This is a genomic window from Burkholderia sp. BCC1988 (assembly GCF_905339895.1).
Taxonomy (GTDB): domain Bacteria; phylum Pseudomonadota; class Gammaproteobacteria; order Burkholderiales; family Burkholderiaceae; genus Burkholderia.
In genome coordinates this window covers 1-15,234 of sequence record NZ_CAJPHA010000022.1, presented here as the reverse complement: position 1 = coordinate 15,234, position 15,234 = coordinate 1, and the positions used below count along the sequence as shown (strand labels likewise).

The following is a 15,234-nucleotide window of genomic DNA, read 5'->3' as shown; positions in this document are numbered from 1 at the left end:
ATGCCGCTGCAGCGGCCCGCCCCGCGTCGTGCATCGACGCCGTTCGCGACCCGTCCTTCCGGCCCCCTGCAGGTTCTCCGGAATGGGCGCATCGTATCGGTTGGTCAACGCCGGCAGCGGTGCGCGGGGATACGCCCGGCGCACGCGTTCCGGCGCGGCGTGCCTGCCGGCGCGCCACCCGTTCCTGGAGGACCCACGATGTCGCTCAACCCCGCTACGCCCTCTCGTCCCGTGAAGTCGCCGGGCCCCGATCATCCGATCACGATCGAACCGCACCCGTCGCGCGTCGTGGTCAAGGTGGCCGGCAAGATCGTCGCCGATACACGCCGTGCGCTGGCGCTGCGCGAAGCCAGCTATCCGGCCGTGCTGTACGTTCCGCGCGAGGATGCCGACATGGCGCTGCTGCAACGCACCGACCATGCGACGTACTGCCCGTACAAGGGCGATTGCGCGTACTACTCGATTCCCGCCGGCGGCGCACGCTCGACCAACGCGGTGTGGACGTACGAGCATCCGAACCCGGCCGTCGAAGCGATCCGCGCGCACCTCGCGTTCTATCCGGACCGTGTCGACGCGATCGAGGAAAGCCCGCTCGGCACCGATTGAGCGCGGCGGCGTTCACGTATTGTCGGCCCGCTGATTTGCATATGCGGATTCGTTGGTTGGCCGCCGGCCCGCGCGGCCGTATCGTCGTCCATCCGGCGCGGGCGCGGCCGGTCGCGCGCATCGACCGCATCCGGCTGCGTCCCGTGCCGGTCGCGCCGCCAGCCCGCGCGACCCGTGAACCCGCCAGCAGGACGCCTCGATGAACGACTTACCGCACGCAGATCTTGAAACAACCCCGGCAAGCCCGCGCCGCCGCCAGTGGCTGCACAGCGCGGCCGCCGGACTGGCCGGGCTCGCGCTCGGCCCGCTCGCGGGCATGCCTGCACTGGCTCAGGGCAGCGACAAGCGGCTGCGCATCGGTTTCCAGAAATACGGCAACTTCGTCATACTCAAGGCGCGCGGCACGCTCGAGAAGCGGCTCGCAAGCCAGGGCGTGGCGGTCCAGTGGCTCGAATTCCCGGCCGGTCCGCAATTGCTGGAGGGGCTGAACGCCGGCGCGATCGACGTCGGCACGGTCGGCGAAACGCCGCCGATCTTCGCGCAGGCCGCGGGCGTCGATTTCGTCTATATCGGCAACGAACCGCCCGCGCCGCACGGCGAGGCGATCGTCGTGCTGCCCGATTCGCCGATCCGCACCGTCGCGCAGCTGCGCGGCAAGAAGGTCGCGTTCAACAAGGGTTCGAACGTCCACTACCTGCTCGTGAAGGCGCTGGAGCATGCGGGCCTCACGTATGCCGACATCCAGCCGATCTACCTGACGCCCGCCGACGCGCGCGCCGCGTTCGTGCAGCGCAACGTCGACGCGTGGGTGATCTGGGATCCGTACCTGGCCGCGGCCGAACGGCAGCTCGGCGCGCGCGTGGTTGCGGACGGCGACGGGCTCGTGCGCAACACGCAGTACTACCTCGCCGCGCGCAAGTATGCGACCGCGCAGCCGCAGGTGCTGCGCACGCTGCTCGAGGAAGTCGACGCGGTCGATCGCTGGGGGCGCGACCATGTTCCGGAAGTCGCCGCGCAACTGTCGCCGCTCGTCGGTCTCGACGCGCCGACCCTCGAAGTCGCGCTCAAGCGTGCCGGCTACGGCGTGCAGCCCGTCACCGATGCGACGCTGGCGTACCAGCAGGGCATCGCCGACGCGTTCAGCACGCTGAAGCTGATTCCCGGCAAGGTGACGGTCGCCAACGCGCGCTGACGCACCGCTGCCGCGACGCGTTACGGCGAACGCGTCGCGCCGATCCGCCGCCATTCGTCGTAATCGGTGACGAGACCCGCGTCGTCGACCGCGATATCGGCCGCATACGCGCCGCTCTCGTAGCGGTACACGTGCTCCGCCGTGCGCGCATAGCGCTGCTCGCCGCGCACGATCTCGAACGACGGAAAACGCAGCCACGCGGTACGAATGACGGCCGATGCGCCGACCGCCAGCCCGAGACGCCGGATCGGCAGCGTATTGGTCGACGGACTGAAGCCGAGATCGATGTCGGTCGCGCCCGCGAGGGCCGGCGCTGCGCCGCCGTCGATCGTCCAGTGCCCCGCGTCGCATTCGATCGCGAGTTGCCGGGGCGGCGCGGCGCCCAGCCAGTACGTCACGCGCACCGAGCGCGTCAGCCAGTCGGCGCCGCATACGATCGCATAGTCGACGCGAAACGGCGTGCCGTCGAGCGCGCCCGCCACTGCTCCCGACAGGTCGATGCCCGCACGCGTCTCGGCGAGCCGGCACCATTCGGCCGCCTGCCAGGTCTGCGCGATCTGCCATGCGACGCAGCGCGTGCGCGCCGCTTCGTCCCGTTGCGTCATGTCGGCTCCCGTCGATCGCATGAGCCGGATTTTCGCTCACGGCGTCGATGATCTCACGGCCTTTGTCCGGCGCGTGCCTTCGTACCGATACCGAGTATCGGCTCGTCGCGCACCTTCGGTACCGGTCCTGCTTTGGTACCATCACCGCTCGGCATCACCCGAACCGGACAAGGGGCGTGATTTCATGGATTTGCTGGCGACGATGCGCATCTACGTGAGGGTCGTCGAGCGCGGCACGATGTCGGGCGCGGCACGGGATCTGGACATGGGCCAACCGGCCGTCAGCGAGCGCATCGAAAAGCTCGAAAAACGGCTCGGCACACGTCTGCTGATGCGCAGTGCGCGTACGCTCACGTGCACCGACGAAGGCCGCATTTTCTACGAACACAGCAAGGCGCTGCTCGAAGCGGCCGAAGCGTCGATCGCAGCGGTATCGAAAACGGAAAACACACTCGGCGGCACGATCCGGCTCGCCGCGCCGCAATGCTTCGGCGAGGTCGTGATTCCGCAGGCGCTGATGCATATCCGCACCGCGTATCCGCAACTGCACATCGACCTGGTGCTGAACGACAACATCGTCGATCCGGTCACGGAAGGCGTCGACATCTCGATCCGCCTCGGCCAGCTCGACGACGGCGGATTCGTCGCGCATCCGCTCGGCCAGGTCGACCGCGTGCTCGTGGCCGCGCCCGCCTATCTCGACCGCCACGGCCCGATCGACACGAAGGCCGATCTGGCGAACCACCCGTTCATCCGCGTCAAGGGCATCTTCGCGAACGAGCAGTTGCCGCTGCGGAGTGAAGACAAGACGCTCGAATACGCGCGGATCCAGACGGTGATGACGACGAGCCACTGGCGCCCGATGTTCGACACGATCCTGGCCGGCGGCGGCATCGGCGTCGTGCAGGCGCCGGCCTGCGCCCATGCGCTCGCGCACGGCAAGCTCGTCGAGATCCTGCCGCAATACACGATTCCCGCATTCGCGCTCAACGCGCTGGTCCAGGCGCAACGGCCGCTGCCGCCGCGCGTGCGGGTCGTCGTCGATCTGCTGAAGAAGGAGATTCCGGCGCTTTTGGACAGAAGCAAACCCTGAGCGCGCGCACCCGCCCGAGCGGCACCGTCTGCTTTCCGGCTCACCGAAGCCTCGCCTCGAAACCCGTCCGTCGATTCGATCCGATTCGATTCCATGCGGCCACGCGTTTGCCGGCGCCGTCGCGTCGTTGCCCGTGCAGCCGCCACGCAGTCACGCGCGCCGCGTCACCACGCCTGCCGATAGATCGCCAGCGCGTCGGCTTCCGTCACCTCGCGCGGATTGTTCACGAGCAGGCGCGTCTGCAGCATCGCATCCGACGCCATCCTCGGCAGGTCGCCCTCACCGATGCCGACCTCGCGCAGCGTGCGCGGAATGCCCGTCGCGACGATCAGGCGATCGATCTCGTCGATCAGCGCCTGCGTCCTCGCTTCGTCGCTCCCCGCGGCCGACGGCGCGACGATCGCCGCGAGTTCCGCATACAGCGGCGCGGCAGCCGGCGCATTGAAGCGCAGCACGTGCGGCAGCACGAGCGCGTTCGACAGCCCGTGCGGCACGTGGAACATGCCGCCGACCGGATAGGCCAGCGCATGCACGGCCGCGACCGGCGCGTTCGCGAACGCCTGGCCGGCGAACATTGCGCCGACCAGCATCGCTTCGCGCGCGCGGCGATCGTTGCCGTCGTCGCATGCCTTCAGCAGGTTGCGCGACAGCAGCGTCAATGCGTGCACGGCCAGCATGTCGGACACCGGATTCTTCAGCCGCGACGACGTATAGGCTTCGATCGCGTGCACCATCGCGTCGATGCCCGTCGCGGCGGTTGCCGCGCGCGGCAGCCCGAGCGTCAGCTCGGCGTCGAGGATCGCGACGTCCGCGAACAGCTGCGGCGACACGACGCCCATCTTGCGCGCCTCGCCGACCGTGACGATCGACACGGCCGTCACTTCGGAGCCGGTGCCGGCCGTGGTCGGCATCTGCACGAGCGGCAGCCGCGACGTGGCAACCTTGTCGACGCCGTACATGTCGGCCAGCGCCTGCCGCCCCGGCGCGAGCACCGCGATCAGCTTCGCGACGTCCATCGACGAACCGCCGCCGAGGCCGAGCACGATCTCGGCATCGGCCGCCACCGCCCGCGCGGTCGCCTCGAGCACGACGTGCTCGGGCGGATCGGCGATCACGTCGTCGATCACGGTCACCCGCCAGCCGTGCGCGGCGAGGCTCTCCAGCGCGGGCGCGAGCACGCCGCTGCGATGCAGGAACGCGTCGGTGACGACGCACAGCCGCGCGAGCGCCGGAAAGCGTTCGCGCAACAGCGCGCCGAGCCGGCGCGCGGCGCCGAATTCGACGATCTGCGTCGGCACGGTACGGAATTGAAACGGGTTCATCGGGTGCCTCCCGGTGGCGTCGCCGTGCCGGTGTCCGGCTGCACCATGTAGCGCGTCACGTCGCGGCGATCGAGCAACGGAATGATCGCGCCGACAGCGATCCGCTGGAAATGCGGCGTATCCCGATGCACGTCGAGGCCGTCGGCATCGCGGTAACGCTCGAGGATCACGATGTGGTCGGGATCGACCGGCGACCGGAAGTACGCATAGTCGAGGTTCTTCGGCTCGGCCCGCGTGGCCGGCGCGAGTTCCGCGAGCAATTCGATCACGCGGTCGCCGTTGCCGGGTTTCGCGAAGAAATGGGCGATGACCTGCAGATAAGGTTCGTTCATGCTGCGCTCCGTATTCGCCAGCGGCCCGTCATGACGGGTCGTCATTCGACCATGCGCGGTCGCTCATCGAAGGCGGCAGTCGGCGGCCCGACACGGTGCCGACGCCTCGTCGTCGCATTGTATTGAATCGGTGCCGCTTGCGCCGCGCACGCGTCATGCATGCGACGGCACGCTTCGCGCGAAGGGTTCACGGCAGGGCCGTCGAATGCCCGCGCGTCACACCAGCCGGCCGCCCCCGTCGACATGCAGGATTTCGGCATTCATGAAGCCGTTGCCCAGCAGGAACGCGATCGCTCCGCCGACTTCGTCGGCGCGACCGACGCGTCCGCCAGCTGTCCGCCGGTGAGCACGATCGAGCCGGTCGCAGGCATCAGCGGCAACGCGGCGCGGATCGCATGAACCGGCCCGGCGATACGCTCCTGCAGCGCGGCGAGCAGAATTCCGAATTCCGGCTATTGCATCGCCCCCGGGCGGCGCCGGTGGGCCCTTCGGCTAAAATGCCGCACTTTCCACCTTGTCCGGCCCGCTCGCCATGCAACCCGCTTCCCACGCCCGATCCGCCGCCCACGGCGCCGACGATGCAGACCTGTCGCACGATCTCGTCTACGGTCCCGACGACCGGCCCGCGCCGATGGTCGCCTTCGTCGCCGCGCTGCAGCACCTGCTGGCGATCATCGTGCCGATCGTCACGCCCGGCCTGCTGATCTGCCAGGCGCTCGGCGTATCGAGCCGGGATACGACCCTTATCGTATCGATGTCGCTGGTGATTTCCGGCATCGCGACCTTCGTGCAGTGCAAGCGCTTCGGCCCGCTCGGCGCCGGCCTCCTGATCGTGCAGGGCACCAGCTTCAACTTCGTCGGCCCGCTGATCGCCGGCGGCAGCGTGATGGTCAAGCAAGGCACGCCGGTCGAGACCGTGATGGCCGCGATCTTCGGCGTCGTGATCGCCGGTTCGTTCGTCGAGATGGGCGTGTCGCGCATCCTGCCGTTCGTGAAGCGCCTGATCACGCCGCTCGTCACCGGCATCGTCGTGCTGCTGATCGGCCTCACGCTGATCAAGGTCGGCCTCATCAGCATGGGCGGCGGCTACGGCGCGATGGCCAACGGCACGTTCGCGAGCGCCCAGAACCTGACGCTGTCGTGCCTCGTGCTCGGCACCATCATCCTGCTGAACCGCGTGCCGATCGTGTGGGTGCGCAGCACCGCACTCGTGATCGCGCTCGTGATCGGCTATGTCGCGGCCGCCGTGCTCGGCCGCCTCGACTTCACCGGCGTGCACCAGGCCGCGCTGTTCCAGGTCCCGACGCCGCTGCACTTCGGTATCGGCTTCTCGTGGTCGCTGTTCGTGCCGATGCTGATCATCTATCTCGTCACGTCGCTCGAAGCGATCGGCGACGTCACCGCCACCAGCAAGATCTCGAAGGAGCCGGTCGAAGGGCCGGTGTGGATGCAGCGGATCAAGGGCGGCGTGCTCGTGAACGGCGCGAACTCGCTGCTGGCCGGCGTGTTCAACACGTTCCCGAGCTCCGTGTTCGCGCAGAACAACGGCGTGATCCAGATCACCGGCGTCGCGAGCCGCTACGTCGGCATCTGGATCGCGGGCATGCTCGTGGTGCTCGGCCTGTTCCCGGTCGTCGCGGGCGCGCTGCAGGCCGTGCCGGAGCCCGTGCTCGGCGGTGCGGCAATGGTGATGTTCGGCGCGGTGGCCGCGTCGGGCATCAACATCCTGTCCGGCGTCCAGCTCGATCGCCGCGCGCTGCTGATCATCGCAGTGTCGCTCGCGCTCGGCCTCGGCGTGTCGCAAGTGCCGGACATCCTGAACAGCCTGCCGCATGCACTGAAGAACGTGCTGGAGTCGGGTGTCGCGACGGGCGGCATCTGCGCGCTCGTGATGAACTGGTTCTTGCCGGAACAGAAGTAACGCTACGGACTCCATGACGACGCGGCCCGGCCGACGGGTCGCGTCGCGCTCGACGAGCCCGGCTTGGCCGGGCGCCCGACTCTCGCTAGAATCGGTTCATGCCTCAAGCCCCCATCTCCACGAATGCGCCGGAAGCCAGTGCGGTTCCCGTCAAGGAACGCGCGACCGTCGTCTGCTACCGCGAACGGCAGGTCCTGCTCGTCGCGCGCGCATCGTCGCGCTGGGCGCTGCCCGGCGGCACGATCAAGCGCGGCGAGACGCCGCTCGAAGCCGCGCATCGGGAGCTGCAGGAAGAGACCGGCATCACCGGCCAGGACCTGGTCTATTCGATGCAGTTCACGGGGCTCGCGAAGGTGCATCACGTGTTCTTCGCCGAAGTCGGCCCGGAGCACACGGCCCAGGCGAGCAACGAGATCGAGAAGTGCAAGTGGTTTCGCATCGACAACGTCGACGAACTGCGCGCGAGCATCCCGACGAAGCGCATCGTCGAGCTCGTCTACGAGCACGAAATCCTCGAGTAGGTAGACACCCCACCCCCGCCGGCTCGCGCGAGCCGATATGATGCGCCCACGGTCCATCACCGCGTTCCCTTCCGAGCGAGCTGCAGATGAACAGTGCGTACACCTACCGCGGATACACAATCGATATCCGCTGCGAATTCCGGCTCGACGAATCGCGCGACCACGCGCCGCCCGCCCCGCTGCGGTTCGGGTTCGTCGCGGTCGTGCAGGTGCGCTCGGCCGGCAGCGCGCCGCGCCTGCTCGGACCGATTCGCCTCGCCGACGACGGCGGCCACCTGTTCCGCAACACCCGCAATGCGTTGCGCGCAGGCCGCGCGGCCGGCGAAATCCTCGTCGACGATCTGCTGGTCGATACGGGCCAGGCAAAAGGACGCGCGCATTCCTGAGCCGTCGATCGGCCCGGCATCATCTTTGCGGCGTTTTGCGGAGCGCGCGCGTGCCGGCGCTCAGTGCAGGCGCTTTCGTCGTAGTTCGTGTGTGGAATAGACGGCGAGGAAGATACCGAGCATCGCGACGCCGGACGCCAGGAAGTCGTTTGCGGTTCCCGTGCTGTTCAGCGATTTCGGGAAGATGCCAAGACTCAGTCCTGCGGCAGCCAGAAACACGCCTGCCGCCACACCCCACACCGGTCCGGTGGTCTTTTCGATTGTGTTTTTCATACAGCACCCGTCTACAGTCTTTGCCTGAATGGCGGCGGCGCATGGCGCTCGCATCTACCATTCGTGATTCGACTATAGCGGCGAAATAATCAGGGCGGATTTAGTGCTTTCACCGATCAAGTTTTCGCCGATCGCGAATGCCGTGTCCCGGCGACTCATGCCCTGCTCGATCGATCCGGACAGGATTCCTTCGCTGTGAGCCTTATTGCCTGCCATTGCGTCGCGAATATCGAGCGACGGGCAGCGGTTCTTACGCTCCGACGCAGAATTTACGGTTCGTTTCAAAGCTGCTCATACTGTGGGCGTTCCCCGCGGCTATGCTTCGTTGCACGCACAATAACCTCGAAGGGGGACAAAACAATGAACAACACATTCTGGAAGGCCGCACTATGCGCGGCGGCGGTGCCGTTCGCACTCGCAGGATGCGGCGGCGGCGACGATGGCGGCAGCCCGCAAACCGGCACGCTGCATGTCGCGATGACCGATGCACCGTCATGCGGCTTCGATCACGTATTCGTGACCGTTTCTCAGGTCCGCGTCAATGCGAATGGGAATGCTTCCGATAACGACGCCGGCTGGTCGACCATCACGCTGGCGACACCGCAGAAGATCGACCTGCTGTCGCTGACCAACGGCGTGCTCGCCGATATCGGCCAGACCGCCTTGCCGGCCGGCCAGTATCAGCAGATCCGCCTCGTTCTCGCGCCGAACCAGGGCAATACCCTCGCGAACTCGGTCGTCCCGACGGGCGGCACGGAACAGGCGCTCGCGACGCCGAGCGCGACGCAAAGCGGTTACAAGATCATCCAGCCTTTCACGGTCCAGCCGAACACGCTCGTCGACCTCGTGCTCGACTTCAACGCGTGCAAGTCGATCGTCCAGCGCGGCAACGGCACGTATGCGCTGAAGCCGGTCGTCACCGCGATCCCGACCGTCGTGAGCGGCGCGATCTCCGGCTATGTCGCCTCGGCCGAAGCCGGCGCGACCGTGTATGCGGAACAAGGCGGCAAGGTGGTCCGCGGCACGGTTGCCGACAACACCGGGAAATTCGTGCTGTCGCCGCTGATCCAGAGCTCGACGCAAGGCAACTACGACGTCGTGATCGTGCAGAACAACTTCGCGTCCGGCATCGTCCGCTCGGTCCCGGTCGTGGTGAACACGACCACGGCCGTGTCGGCGTCGACTGCCCCGATCACGCTGCCGGCATCGACGATGAGCACGGTCGGCGGCACGGTGACGGCGAGCGCCAACGCGTTCGTGCGCGCGTTGCAGACCGTCGATGCGAACGCGTACGAGATCACGTCGATCAACGCGAACCTGGATACGGGTACGTATGCGCTCAACGTGCCCACGGCCGCGCCGATCGTCGGCACGTACTCGGGCTCGCTGCCGGTCGCGCTGGCCGCATCGCCGACCGCCGCGGCACAATACACGATCGAAGCGGACGCAGCGTCGGGCGCAACGCAATCGACGAACGTCAACGCGACGACCAGCCAGTCGAACGTCAATTTCAGCTTCTGACGCATCGGCAGCATCATCGAAAGGGCCTTACGGCCCTTTCCTCGATAAACGGGAGAACGAAGTGAAGAAAGGGGTTATCGCATTGCTCGCCGCGGCGAGCGTGGTCGGCGCGCTCAGCGGGTGCGTCGCATACGTGCCGGGTCCGCCGGTCGTCGTGGCACCGCAGGGCGGGCCGGGGAACGGGTTCTGCCCGCCCGGACAGGCGAAGAAAGGCAATTGCTGATTGCACGAGGCCCGCGTATTTTGCGGGCCTTTTTCATGGTCGCTGCATGACGGGCATGGCGGCGGAATGGCGGAAGGCAGCCAACTCCAACTACCGCTCGCACCGAACCGCCAGGTAAGACTCCCGCGTTCGCAGATGGCTCGCTACCCATGATCCTACCCATATTTGGGCAGCCGCAATCCAGGATCGGCCGCAATACGTTGACTGCAAAGAGACGCCGCGCAGATTCCCGACAAGATGCCCCCAAAGTGCTCCTCACAGTCACCGTTACGCCCAGGTTTTCCCTACCAGTCATCACGGGGCTGACGTGTGGTCTGTCCGACGAGAGAGGTAATTATGTAAAATTATTGGCGCAATGTGCGCTCCACAGGGGATGCGTAGACATCAACAGCAAAGTCAACTTTTAGTACGCAGAGAATCAACGCCGAGGCCTTCGCGCGCCCATCTCTGGTGTTCGCGCAAAGCCTCGGCTCGGGCACCACGAACTCGGCGCGCCTGTCAGATACATCCGGTACGGGCGACTGCACGCGGTGCAGGTCGAGGGGGTGGCCTGAATTCGACTGAGAATAGGCTCCCCACTCTGGGCCAGTGCGTCACCTCGCACGCAACCCCGCGCACTGGCAGGGTCGCGCGCGTGATCAAGCAGTTGGGTCTCGCCCACGTAAGTCCAGCATCTGGCTGTGAGCTAAACGTGGTGCTAGCGGGCAGGTTCTTGACGAAAGAAACATCGCAAAAAAACCGTGCTAGTCCCCGCCCGGACGAACTACGATCGACACCCGTCCGCCATCTCCGCATAGCCACGCTGGTTTGCACTCATACTGCGGTCCATTCCATTCGCAGCCTGTCCAAGTTTCCGGGGTGCGCCCGTGCGAGCTCCCCAGTAATAAACCACAAGTGCGATAGCGCAAACCATCAGAATGTCGTACGGATGTGGAACGAGCGCGATGCCACCAAACGGGCCGACATACGAAACCAGCATCGTAAGTAGGTAATACCCGACAAGCCAAAGCGAACACCGAATCTGCTGACCGAATGACAAGGTTCCGACCGGATTTCTTCTCGTCACGATCAAATAGCCCACGTAAAGGACAATCTGCAGCCCGAGCAGCCAGCAGAGATTCTTCCAGCCGGTCCAGTACACAATAAAGGTCGCGACAACGAATGCAAGAGGCCCGATGATGCCAAATGCCTTCACCCGGAACGGACGGTCCATATCCGGGTAGCTTTTACGCAGCGCCGCCACAGAAACTGGCGCGACCGCATAGCTAACAACCAACGACGCAGACACCACCGAAATCATTGCCTCCCACGACGGGAACGGAAGCGTCCAGAAGACGGACAATGCAAGCGTAAGCCAGGTCGCGCGCCGCGGAATACCGCTCTTCGGGTCCACGTGTGCGAATGCCTTGAAGAACGTTCCGGAACTGGACCACGCAAAGACTGCGCGTGGAGTTGCGCCGAAAAAGATGTTCCCGCAACCTGATGGAGAAACCACTGCATCGATAGCCACGGCTACGCCAAGCCAAGCAATCCCGAGTTGGATAGCGATGTCGTAAAACGGCAGAGATAATTTGCTGCTAACTGCCTCCCATCCGCCGCTCAGCATCGACGTCGGAACCGCGCCGAGAAAAGCTATTTGCAACAGGACGTAAACCACCCCAGCCGCGACGATCGAAGACACAAGCGCGATGGGGATCGATCGTTGCGGATTCCGGACTTCACTTGCAACAGCAACGATCGGGGTGAGTCCGAGAAACGCGAAGATTACCCCCCCAGTCGAAACGGCTGCTTCAATTCCTGAGAAGCCGTTCGGAGCGAAGCCCGCGACGTGAAAATTTTCCGGCTTGAAGTGAAGGAGGAGCATCACAATGATGATCGCAGGCACCACAAATTTGATCGTCGTAATGATGTTATTCGCGAGTGCAAACGTGCGTACACTCAAAAAATTCAACCAGAAGAAGAACAATATGAGAGCCAACTGAACGAACCATCCTAACGTACTGGCATTGCTCGTACCCGCGACGTTGAGGGACGGCCACCATGCTGCCGCGTACTGGCGTGCGGCCACAACCTCGAGCCCTACGATGCTCGACATATAGATCACTGTCATCAGACCGATGAGATAAGTCACCATCGGGCCATGAGAAATCTCGAGATAGCTAATTGCTCCTCCCGGGCTCGGGATTGCAGCACCGAGTTCGCAATAGACAACGCCGAGCGTCAGCACCGCTACTGCTGCAATGAGCCAAGAGAATATACCTGCAGGCCCCGCAATCGATGCTACGTGACTCGATGCAAATAGCCATCCAGAACCAAACACCGTTCCAAATCCAATCAATGCCAAATCGAACGCCGAAAGGCTCTTCTTGAAATGCCTAGAATCTGACATGTCTAGGTTTCCTCCACAAATTTATGTCTCTCTGATATAAAACGTACAGGGCCCGTGAAATACTGATCCGTACTCATTTCTGCTCGCTGCCGTATCCCAGATGCGTGGCATGGGAAGCATGCTTATGATCTCCCGCTCCCGTTCTTACCCTGACAAGGTGAAACGCGACAGCGGAACTCTCACCTCAAGCCGCATCGTTAGCGAATACATTGATGACGTTGCTCGTCCAGGACATTTTTTTGAGTATCGTCAATGAAATACATGGCGGCCCTCGCGGGCGCTTTCGGTTGTCGGTAGAATTTGTTCTGTCACGTTGACTCGGCGACCCACTCTCACGAAGCAATGCTTCGCAGCCCGCATTCTGCTCAATTGAACCATCCACAACTCAGAACGCACGCGCGAAATCATGCCTTGCCGTATCGAGCGGATATTCGCGTAAACCTTCCTCGTCGGCGTCGAACGGAGACTCATCGCCACTGAGAAGTTTTTTTAGACGACGGCAACGTCGCAGCGCGGCATCGAAGCTATAGGATTCTCGAAAAAGAGCCATCTGCAACGACCGGCGACTTACGCCGAGCTGCGCCGCTACCACGCTGATCTCCCATGCGTAGGAGGGGAATCTGAACATGCTCTGCGTGAGTGCCAACCCGAACCCAGATCTGGACCGCCTCAGAAGATCGGCCAGATGACTCCAGTCGGGCTCCGCTAATATTGGCTGAATCGGCATCTGGACTTCGAGCCACCCGGTCGCGGCGCCCGTATCATCCGGAATCACCTCGACATCAAAAAGGTGTTCGGCTGGGACAAAAGTACAGCTTCTCCAATCACGCACCGCCGCACTTTCGTTGCCAGCGATGACGTGGGACCCTCGCTCCGTCTTCCAAACCAGCGGAAACGGAAAACGCAGGGCTCCGAAACGGAACCCACGCGTAGAAGCAAATCGGTACACCTGCACTTCGCACCTGCACAGAGCATGACTTCGGTAACATCCATAGAACAATGCTACCAATCGGCAACTGCGAGCGAGAGTACTTCAACTAACCCTCTACGAAACGCCTCTCGCTCTCTCGCACGCCTATTGCTCGTCAGACGCGATAACCGCCGCCGTCCCGCTCAAGAAGTCGCAGCAGCGCCGTCCACTCCCGGTCGAGGTGAACCGTATCCAGGTAAGCGTAATCGTCGTGTTGCTTTGCAGCGTGCTCGCACACTTCCGGCGAGGGAATCGACACCTTCTGCCCCGCCGACAACGTCGCTACCTGAATCTCGCACGCTTTGTTCAAGTAGTACATGCGCGTGAAGGCTTCAGCAACGGAACGGCCCGTCGTCAGCAGACCGTGATTGCGAAGAATCAGATAGTCCTTCTCGCCAATCGATTTAACGATGCGTTGGCGCTCGTCGAGATCGAGCGAGATGCCTTCATAGTCGTGGTACGCGACACGATTGTAGAATTGCATGCTGATCTGGTTGAGCGGCAGCAGACCGCATTCCATCGCAGCAACTGCCATGCCATATGTCGTGTGAAGATGCACGACGCACTCCACATCGTGCCGCGCCTGATGAAGCGCACTGTGGATCGTGAAGCCCGCGGCATTGACTTCGAAGCGATCGTCACCGATGGGATTCCCGTTCACATCAATCTTGACAAGTGACGATGCCGTGATTTCGTCGAAGAACCACCCGTGCGGATTGATGAGAAACTGATCGTTGGTACCAGGCACACGCGCCGAGATATGCGTGTAGATGAGGTCCGTCAGCTCGAACTTCGCTGCCAGACGGTACGCAGCGGCGAGTTGCACACGCGTCTCCCATTCCGCTTGGGAAATATTGCGCGGCTTGCGATTGATGTGCGGATCGGTAGTGGAAATCATGAGAAATACTCTCCGTTAAAGACAGCAATTGCCGGTAACAATCGGATGTGGCTGAGTAAGCGCGAATCCCGACTACACCCAAGACCAGAATTCGCTAAAAATTGAAGAATTGCCTTAAAGGCAGTCGACCAATGCAGGAACAACTTCAAACAGGTCACCTACGAGGCCGTAGTCGGCCACGCTGAAGATCGGCGCTTCTGGATCCTTGTTGATCGCCACGATCACCTTCGAATCCTTCATGCCGGCCAGATGCTGGATCGCACCGGAGATGCCCACCGCGATATACAGCTGCGGTGCGACGATCTTGCCGGTCTGGCCGACCTGGTAGTCGTTCGGCACGTAGCCAGCGTCGACTGCCGCGCGCGATGCGCCCAGTGCCGCACTCAGCTTGTCGGCCAGCGGCTCGAGCACCTTCGTGTAGTTCTCGCCGCTGCCCAGACCGCGGCCGCCCGACACGATGATGCTCGCCGACGTCAGTTCCGGACGGTCCAGCTTCGTCACTTCACGGCTCACGAACTGCGACTTGCCGGCATCGGCCGCCGCTTCGATCTTCTCGACGGCTGCGCTGCCGCCTTCCGCTGCCACCGGATCGAAACCCGTCGCACGCACCGTGATGACCTTGATCGGATCGCTCGACTGCACCGTCGCAATCGCGTTGCCTGCGTAGATCGGGCGCTCGAACGTGTCGGCCGAATCGACCGCCGTGATGTCCGAGATCTGCGCGACGTCCAGCTTCGCGGCGATACGCGGCGCGATGTTCTTGCCGTAGGCCGTCGCCGGCGCGAGGATGTGCGAGTAGTCCTTCGCGATGTTCAGCGCGGTCGCTTCGACGTTTTCCGCGAGGCCCGCTTCGAGCTGCGGCGCGTCGGCCAGCAGCACCTTCGACACACCTGCGATCTTTGCTGCTGCGTCCGCAACTGCTTGCGCGTTGTGGCCTGCAACCAGCACGTGAATGTCACCGCCGATCTTCGCTGCCGCCGCT

16 protein-coding genes and 1 pseudogene are annotated in these 15,234 nt (G+C 63.9%); 8 read left to right on the top strand and 9 right to left on the bottom strand.

The window, feature by feature from the left end:
• Positions 1-198 precede the first annotated feature (198 nt).
• Together U4012_RS27420 and U4012_RS27415 are read left to right on the top strand one after the other, a co-directional pair.
• Positions 199-606, top strand: coding sequence for a DUF427 domain-containing protein (locus tag U4012_RS27420; protein ID WP_321802298.1), 408 nt, complete (start codon positions 199-201; stop codon positions 604-606).
• A 199-nt stretch (positions 607-805) separates the two neighbouring features.
• Positions 806-1,798, top strand: a complete 993-nt coding sequence (locus tag U4012_RS27415; protein WP_321802297.1) for a sulfonate ABC transporter substrate-binding protein — start codon at positions 806-808, stop codon at positions 1,796-1,798.
• A gap of 20 nt (positions 1,799-1,818) precedes the next feature.
• Here U4012_RS27415 and U4012_RS27410 read toward each other — a convergent pair whose 3' ends face one another.
• Positions 1,819-2,403: a putative glycolipid-binding domain-containing protein gene (locus U4012_RS27410; protein WP_124921394.1), complete on the bottom strand. Its 585-nt coding sequence runs from the start codon at positions 2,401-2,403 to the stop codon at positions 1,819-1,821.
• 184 nt (positions 2,404-2,587) lie between these two features.
• Between U4012_RS27410 and U4012_RS27405 the strand changes: the two genes are divergently transcribed.
• Positions 2,588-3,496 (top strand): LysR family transcriptional regulator, encoded by a 909-nt coding sequence (locus U4012_RS27405; RefSeq protein WP_321802296.1) that lies wholly within the window; start codon positions 2,588-2,590, stop codon positions 3,494-3,496.
• 164 nt (positions 3,497-3,660) lie between these two features.
• On the opposite strand, the gene U4012_RS27400 is transcribed toward U4012_RS27405, so the two are convergent.
• Together U4012_RS27400 and U4012_RS27395 are read right to left on the bottom strand one after the other, a co-directional pair.
• Complete coding sequence (locus tag U4012_RS27400; protein WP_321802295.1) at positions 3,661-4,818, bottom strand: iron-containing alcohol dehydrogenase; 1,158 nt, start codon at positions 4,816-4,818, stop codon at positions 3,661-3,663.
• Positions 4,815-5,150 (bottom strand): putative quinol monooxygenase, encoded by a 336-nt coding sequence (locus tag U4012_RS27395; protein ID WP_321802294.1) that lies wholly within the window; start codon positions 5,148-5,150, stop codon positions 4,815-4,817. Before U4012_RS27395 ends, U4012_RS27400 begins: the two co-directional genes overlap by 4 nt.
• Before the next feature lie 159 nt (positions 5,151-5,309).
• Here U4012_RS27395 and U4012_RS36005 point away from each other — a divergent pair, with 159 nt between their 5' ends.
• The 4 genes from U4012_RS36005 to U4012_RS27375 all read left to right on the top strand — a co-directional run bounded on the left by U4012_RS36005 (position 5,310) and on the right by U4012_RS27375 (position 7,978).
• Entirely contained in the window at positions 5,310-5,549 is a 240-nt protein-coding gene (locus U4012_RS36005) for a hypothetical protein (RefSeq protein ID WP_415750409.1), read from the top strand.
• 133 nt (positions 5,550-5,682) lie between these two features.
• Complete coding sequence (locus U4012_RS27385; RefSeq protein ID WP_321802293.1) at positions 5,683-7,071, top strand: uracil-xanthine permease family protein; 1,389 nt, start codon at positions 5,683-5,685, stop codon at positions 7,069-7,071.
• 98 nt (positions 7,072-7,169) lie between these two features.
• Positions 7,170-7,592, top strand: a complete 423-nt coding sequence (locus tag U4012_RS27380) for an NUDIX hydrolase (protein WP_124521180.1) — start codon at positions 7,170-7,172, stop codon at positions 7,590-7,592.
• Positions 7,593-7,678: 86 nt separating this feature from the next.
• Positions 7,679-7,978 carry a hydrogenase maturation factor gene (locus tag U4012_RS27375; protein WP_321802292.1) on the top strand — a complete coding sequence of 100 codons (300 nt, stop codon included), beginning with the start codon at positions 7,679-7,681 and terminating at the stop codon, positions 7,976-7,978.
• Between the two features lie 60 nt (positions 7,979-8,038).
• Here the strand turns inward: U4012_RS27375 and U4012_RS27370 are convergent, their stop codons facing one another.
• Both U4012_RS27370 and U4012_RS27365 read right to left on the bottom strand, forming a co-directional pair.
• Positions 8,039-8,251, bottom strand: a complete 213-nt coding sequence (locus tag U4012_RS27370; RefSeq protein WP_044843850.1) for a hypothetical protein — start codon at positions 8,249-8,251, stop codon at positions 8,039-8,041.
• A gap of 72 nt (positions 8,252-8,323) precedes the next feature.
• Positions 8,324-8,536: a hypothetical protein gene (locus U4012_RS27365; protein WP_321802291.1), complete on the bottom strand. Its 213-nt coding sequence runs from the start codon at positions 8,534-8,536 to the stop codon at positions 8,324-8,326.
• Positions 8,537-8,611: 75 nt separating this feature from the next.
• Between U4012_RS27365 and U4012_RS27360 the strand changes: the two genes are divergently transcribed.
• Positions 8,612-9,772 (top strand): DUF4382 domain-containing protein, encoded by a 1,161-nt coding sequence (locus U4012_RS27360; protein WP_321802290.1) that lies wholly within the window; start codon positions 8,612-8,614, stop codon positions 9,770-9,772.
• A gap of 1,079 nt (positions 9,773-10,851) precedes the next feature.
• Here U4012_RS27360 and U4012_RS27355 read toward each other — a convergent pair.
• From U4012_RS27355 to U4012_RS27340, 4 genes and pseudogenes are all read right to left on the bottom strand, one after another.
• A pseudogene (locus tag U4012_RS27355) lies at positions 10,852-12,384 on the bottom strand (APC family permease); the annotation flags it as partial.
• Positions 12,385-12,769: 385 nt separating this feature from the next.
• Positions 12,770-13,333, bottom strand: a complete 564-nt coding sequence (locus U4012_RS27350; protein ID WP_321802289.1) for a hypothetical protein — start codon at positions 13,331-13,333, stop codon at positions 12,770-12,772.
• Between the two features lie 136 nt (positions 13,334-13,469).
• Positions 13,470-14,252, bottom strand: a complete 783-nt coding sequence (locus U4012_RS27345) for a class II aldolase/adducin family protein (RefSeq protein ID WP_321802288.1) — start codon at positions 14,250-14,252, stop codon at positions 13,470-13,472.
• Between the two features lie 114 nt (positions 14,253-14,366).
• On the bottom strand, positions 14,367-15,234 hold an 868-nt coding region (locus tag U4012_RS27340; protein ID WP_321802287.1), incomplete at its 5' end, for an electron transfer flavoprotein subunit alpha/FixB family protein.

Excerpts from the sequence above, each read along its gene's own strand:
- U4012_RS27395 (WP_321802294.1), bottom strand. The coding sequence starts at position 5,150 with ATGAACGAACCTTATCTGCAGGTCATCGCCCATTTCTTCGCGAAACCC.
- U4012_RS27360 (WP_321802290.1), top strand. The coding sequence starts at position 8,612 with ATGAACAACACATTCTGGAAGGCCGCACTATGCGCGGCGGCGGTGCCG.
- U4012_RS27370 (WP_044843850.1), bottom strand. The coding sequence starts at position 8,251 with ATGAAAAACACAATCGAAAAGACCACCGGACCGGTGTGGGGTGTGGCG.
- U4012_RS27385 (WP_321802293.1), top strand. The coding sequence starts at position 5,683 with ATGCAACCCGCTTCCCACGCCCGATCCGCCGCCCACGGCGCCGACGAT.
- U4012_RS27415 (WP_321802297.1), top strand. The coding sequence starts at position 806 with ATGAACGACTTACCGCACGCAGATCTTGAAACAACCCCGGCAAGCCCG.
- U4012_RS27400 (WP_321802295.1), bottom strand. The coding sequence starts at position 4,818 with ATGAACCCGTTTCAATTCCGTACCGTGCCGACGCAGATCGTCGAATTC.
- U4012_RS27420 (WP_321802298.1), top strand. The coding sequence starts at position 199 with ATGTCGCTCAACCCCGCTACGCCCTCTCGTCCCGTGAAGTCGCCGGGC.
- U4012_RS27375 (WP_321802292.1), top strand. The coding sequence starts at position 7,679 with ATGAACAGTGCGTACACCTACCGCGGATACACAATCGATATCCGCTGC.
- U4012_RS36005 (WP_415750409.1), top strand. The coding sequence starts at position 5,310 with ATGCGACGGCACGCTTCGCGCGAAGGGTTCACGGCAGGGCCGTCGAAT.
- U4012_RS27380 (WP_124521180.1), top strand. The coding sequence starts at position 7,170 with ATGCCTCAAGCCCCCATCTCCACGAATGCGCCGGAAGCCAGTGCGGTT.
- U4012_RS27410 (WP_124921394.1), bottom strand. The coding sequence starts at position 2,403 with ATGACGCAACGGGACGAAGCGGCGCGCACGCGCTGCGTCGCATGGCAG.
- U4012_RS27405 (WP_321802296.1), top strand. The coding sequence starts at position 2,588 with ATGGATTTGCTGGCGACGATGCGCATCTACGTGAGGGTCGTCGAGCGC.
- U4012_RS27345 (WP_321802288.1), bottom strand. The coding sequence starts at position 14,252 with ATGATTTCCACTACCGATCCGCACATCAATCGCAAGCCGCGCAATATT.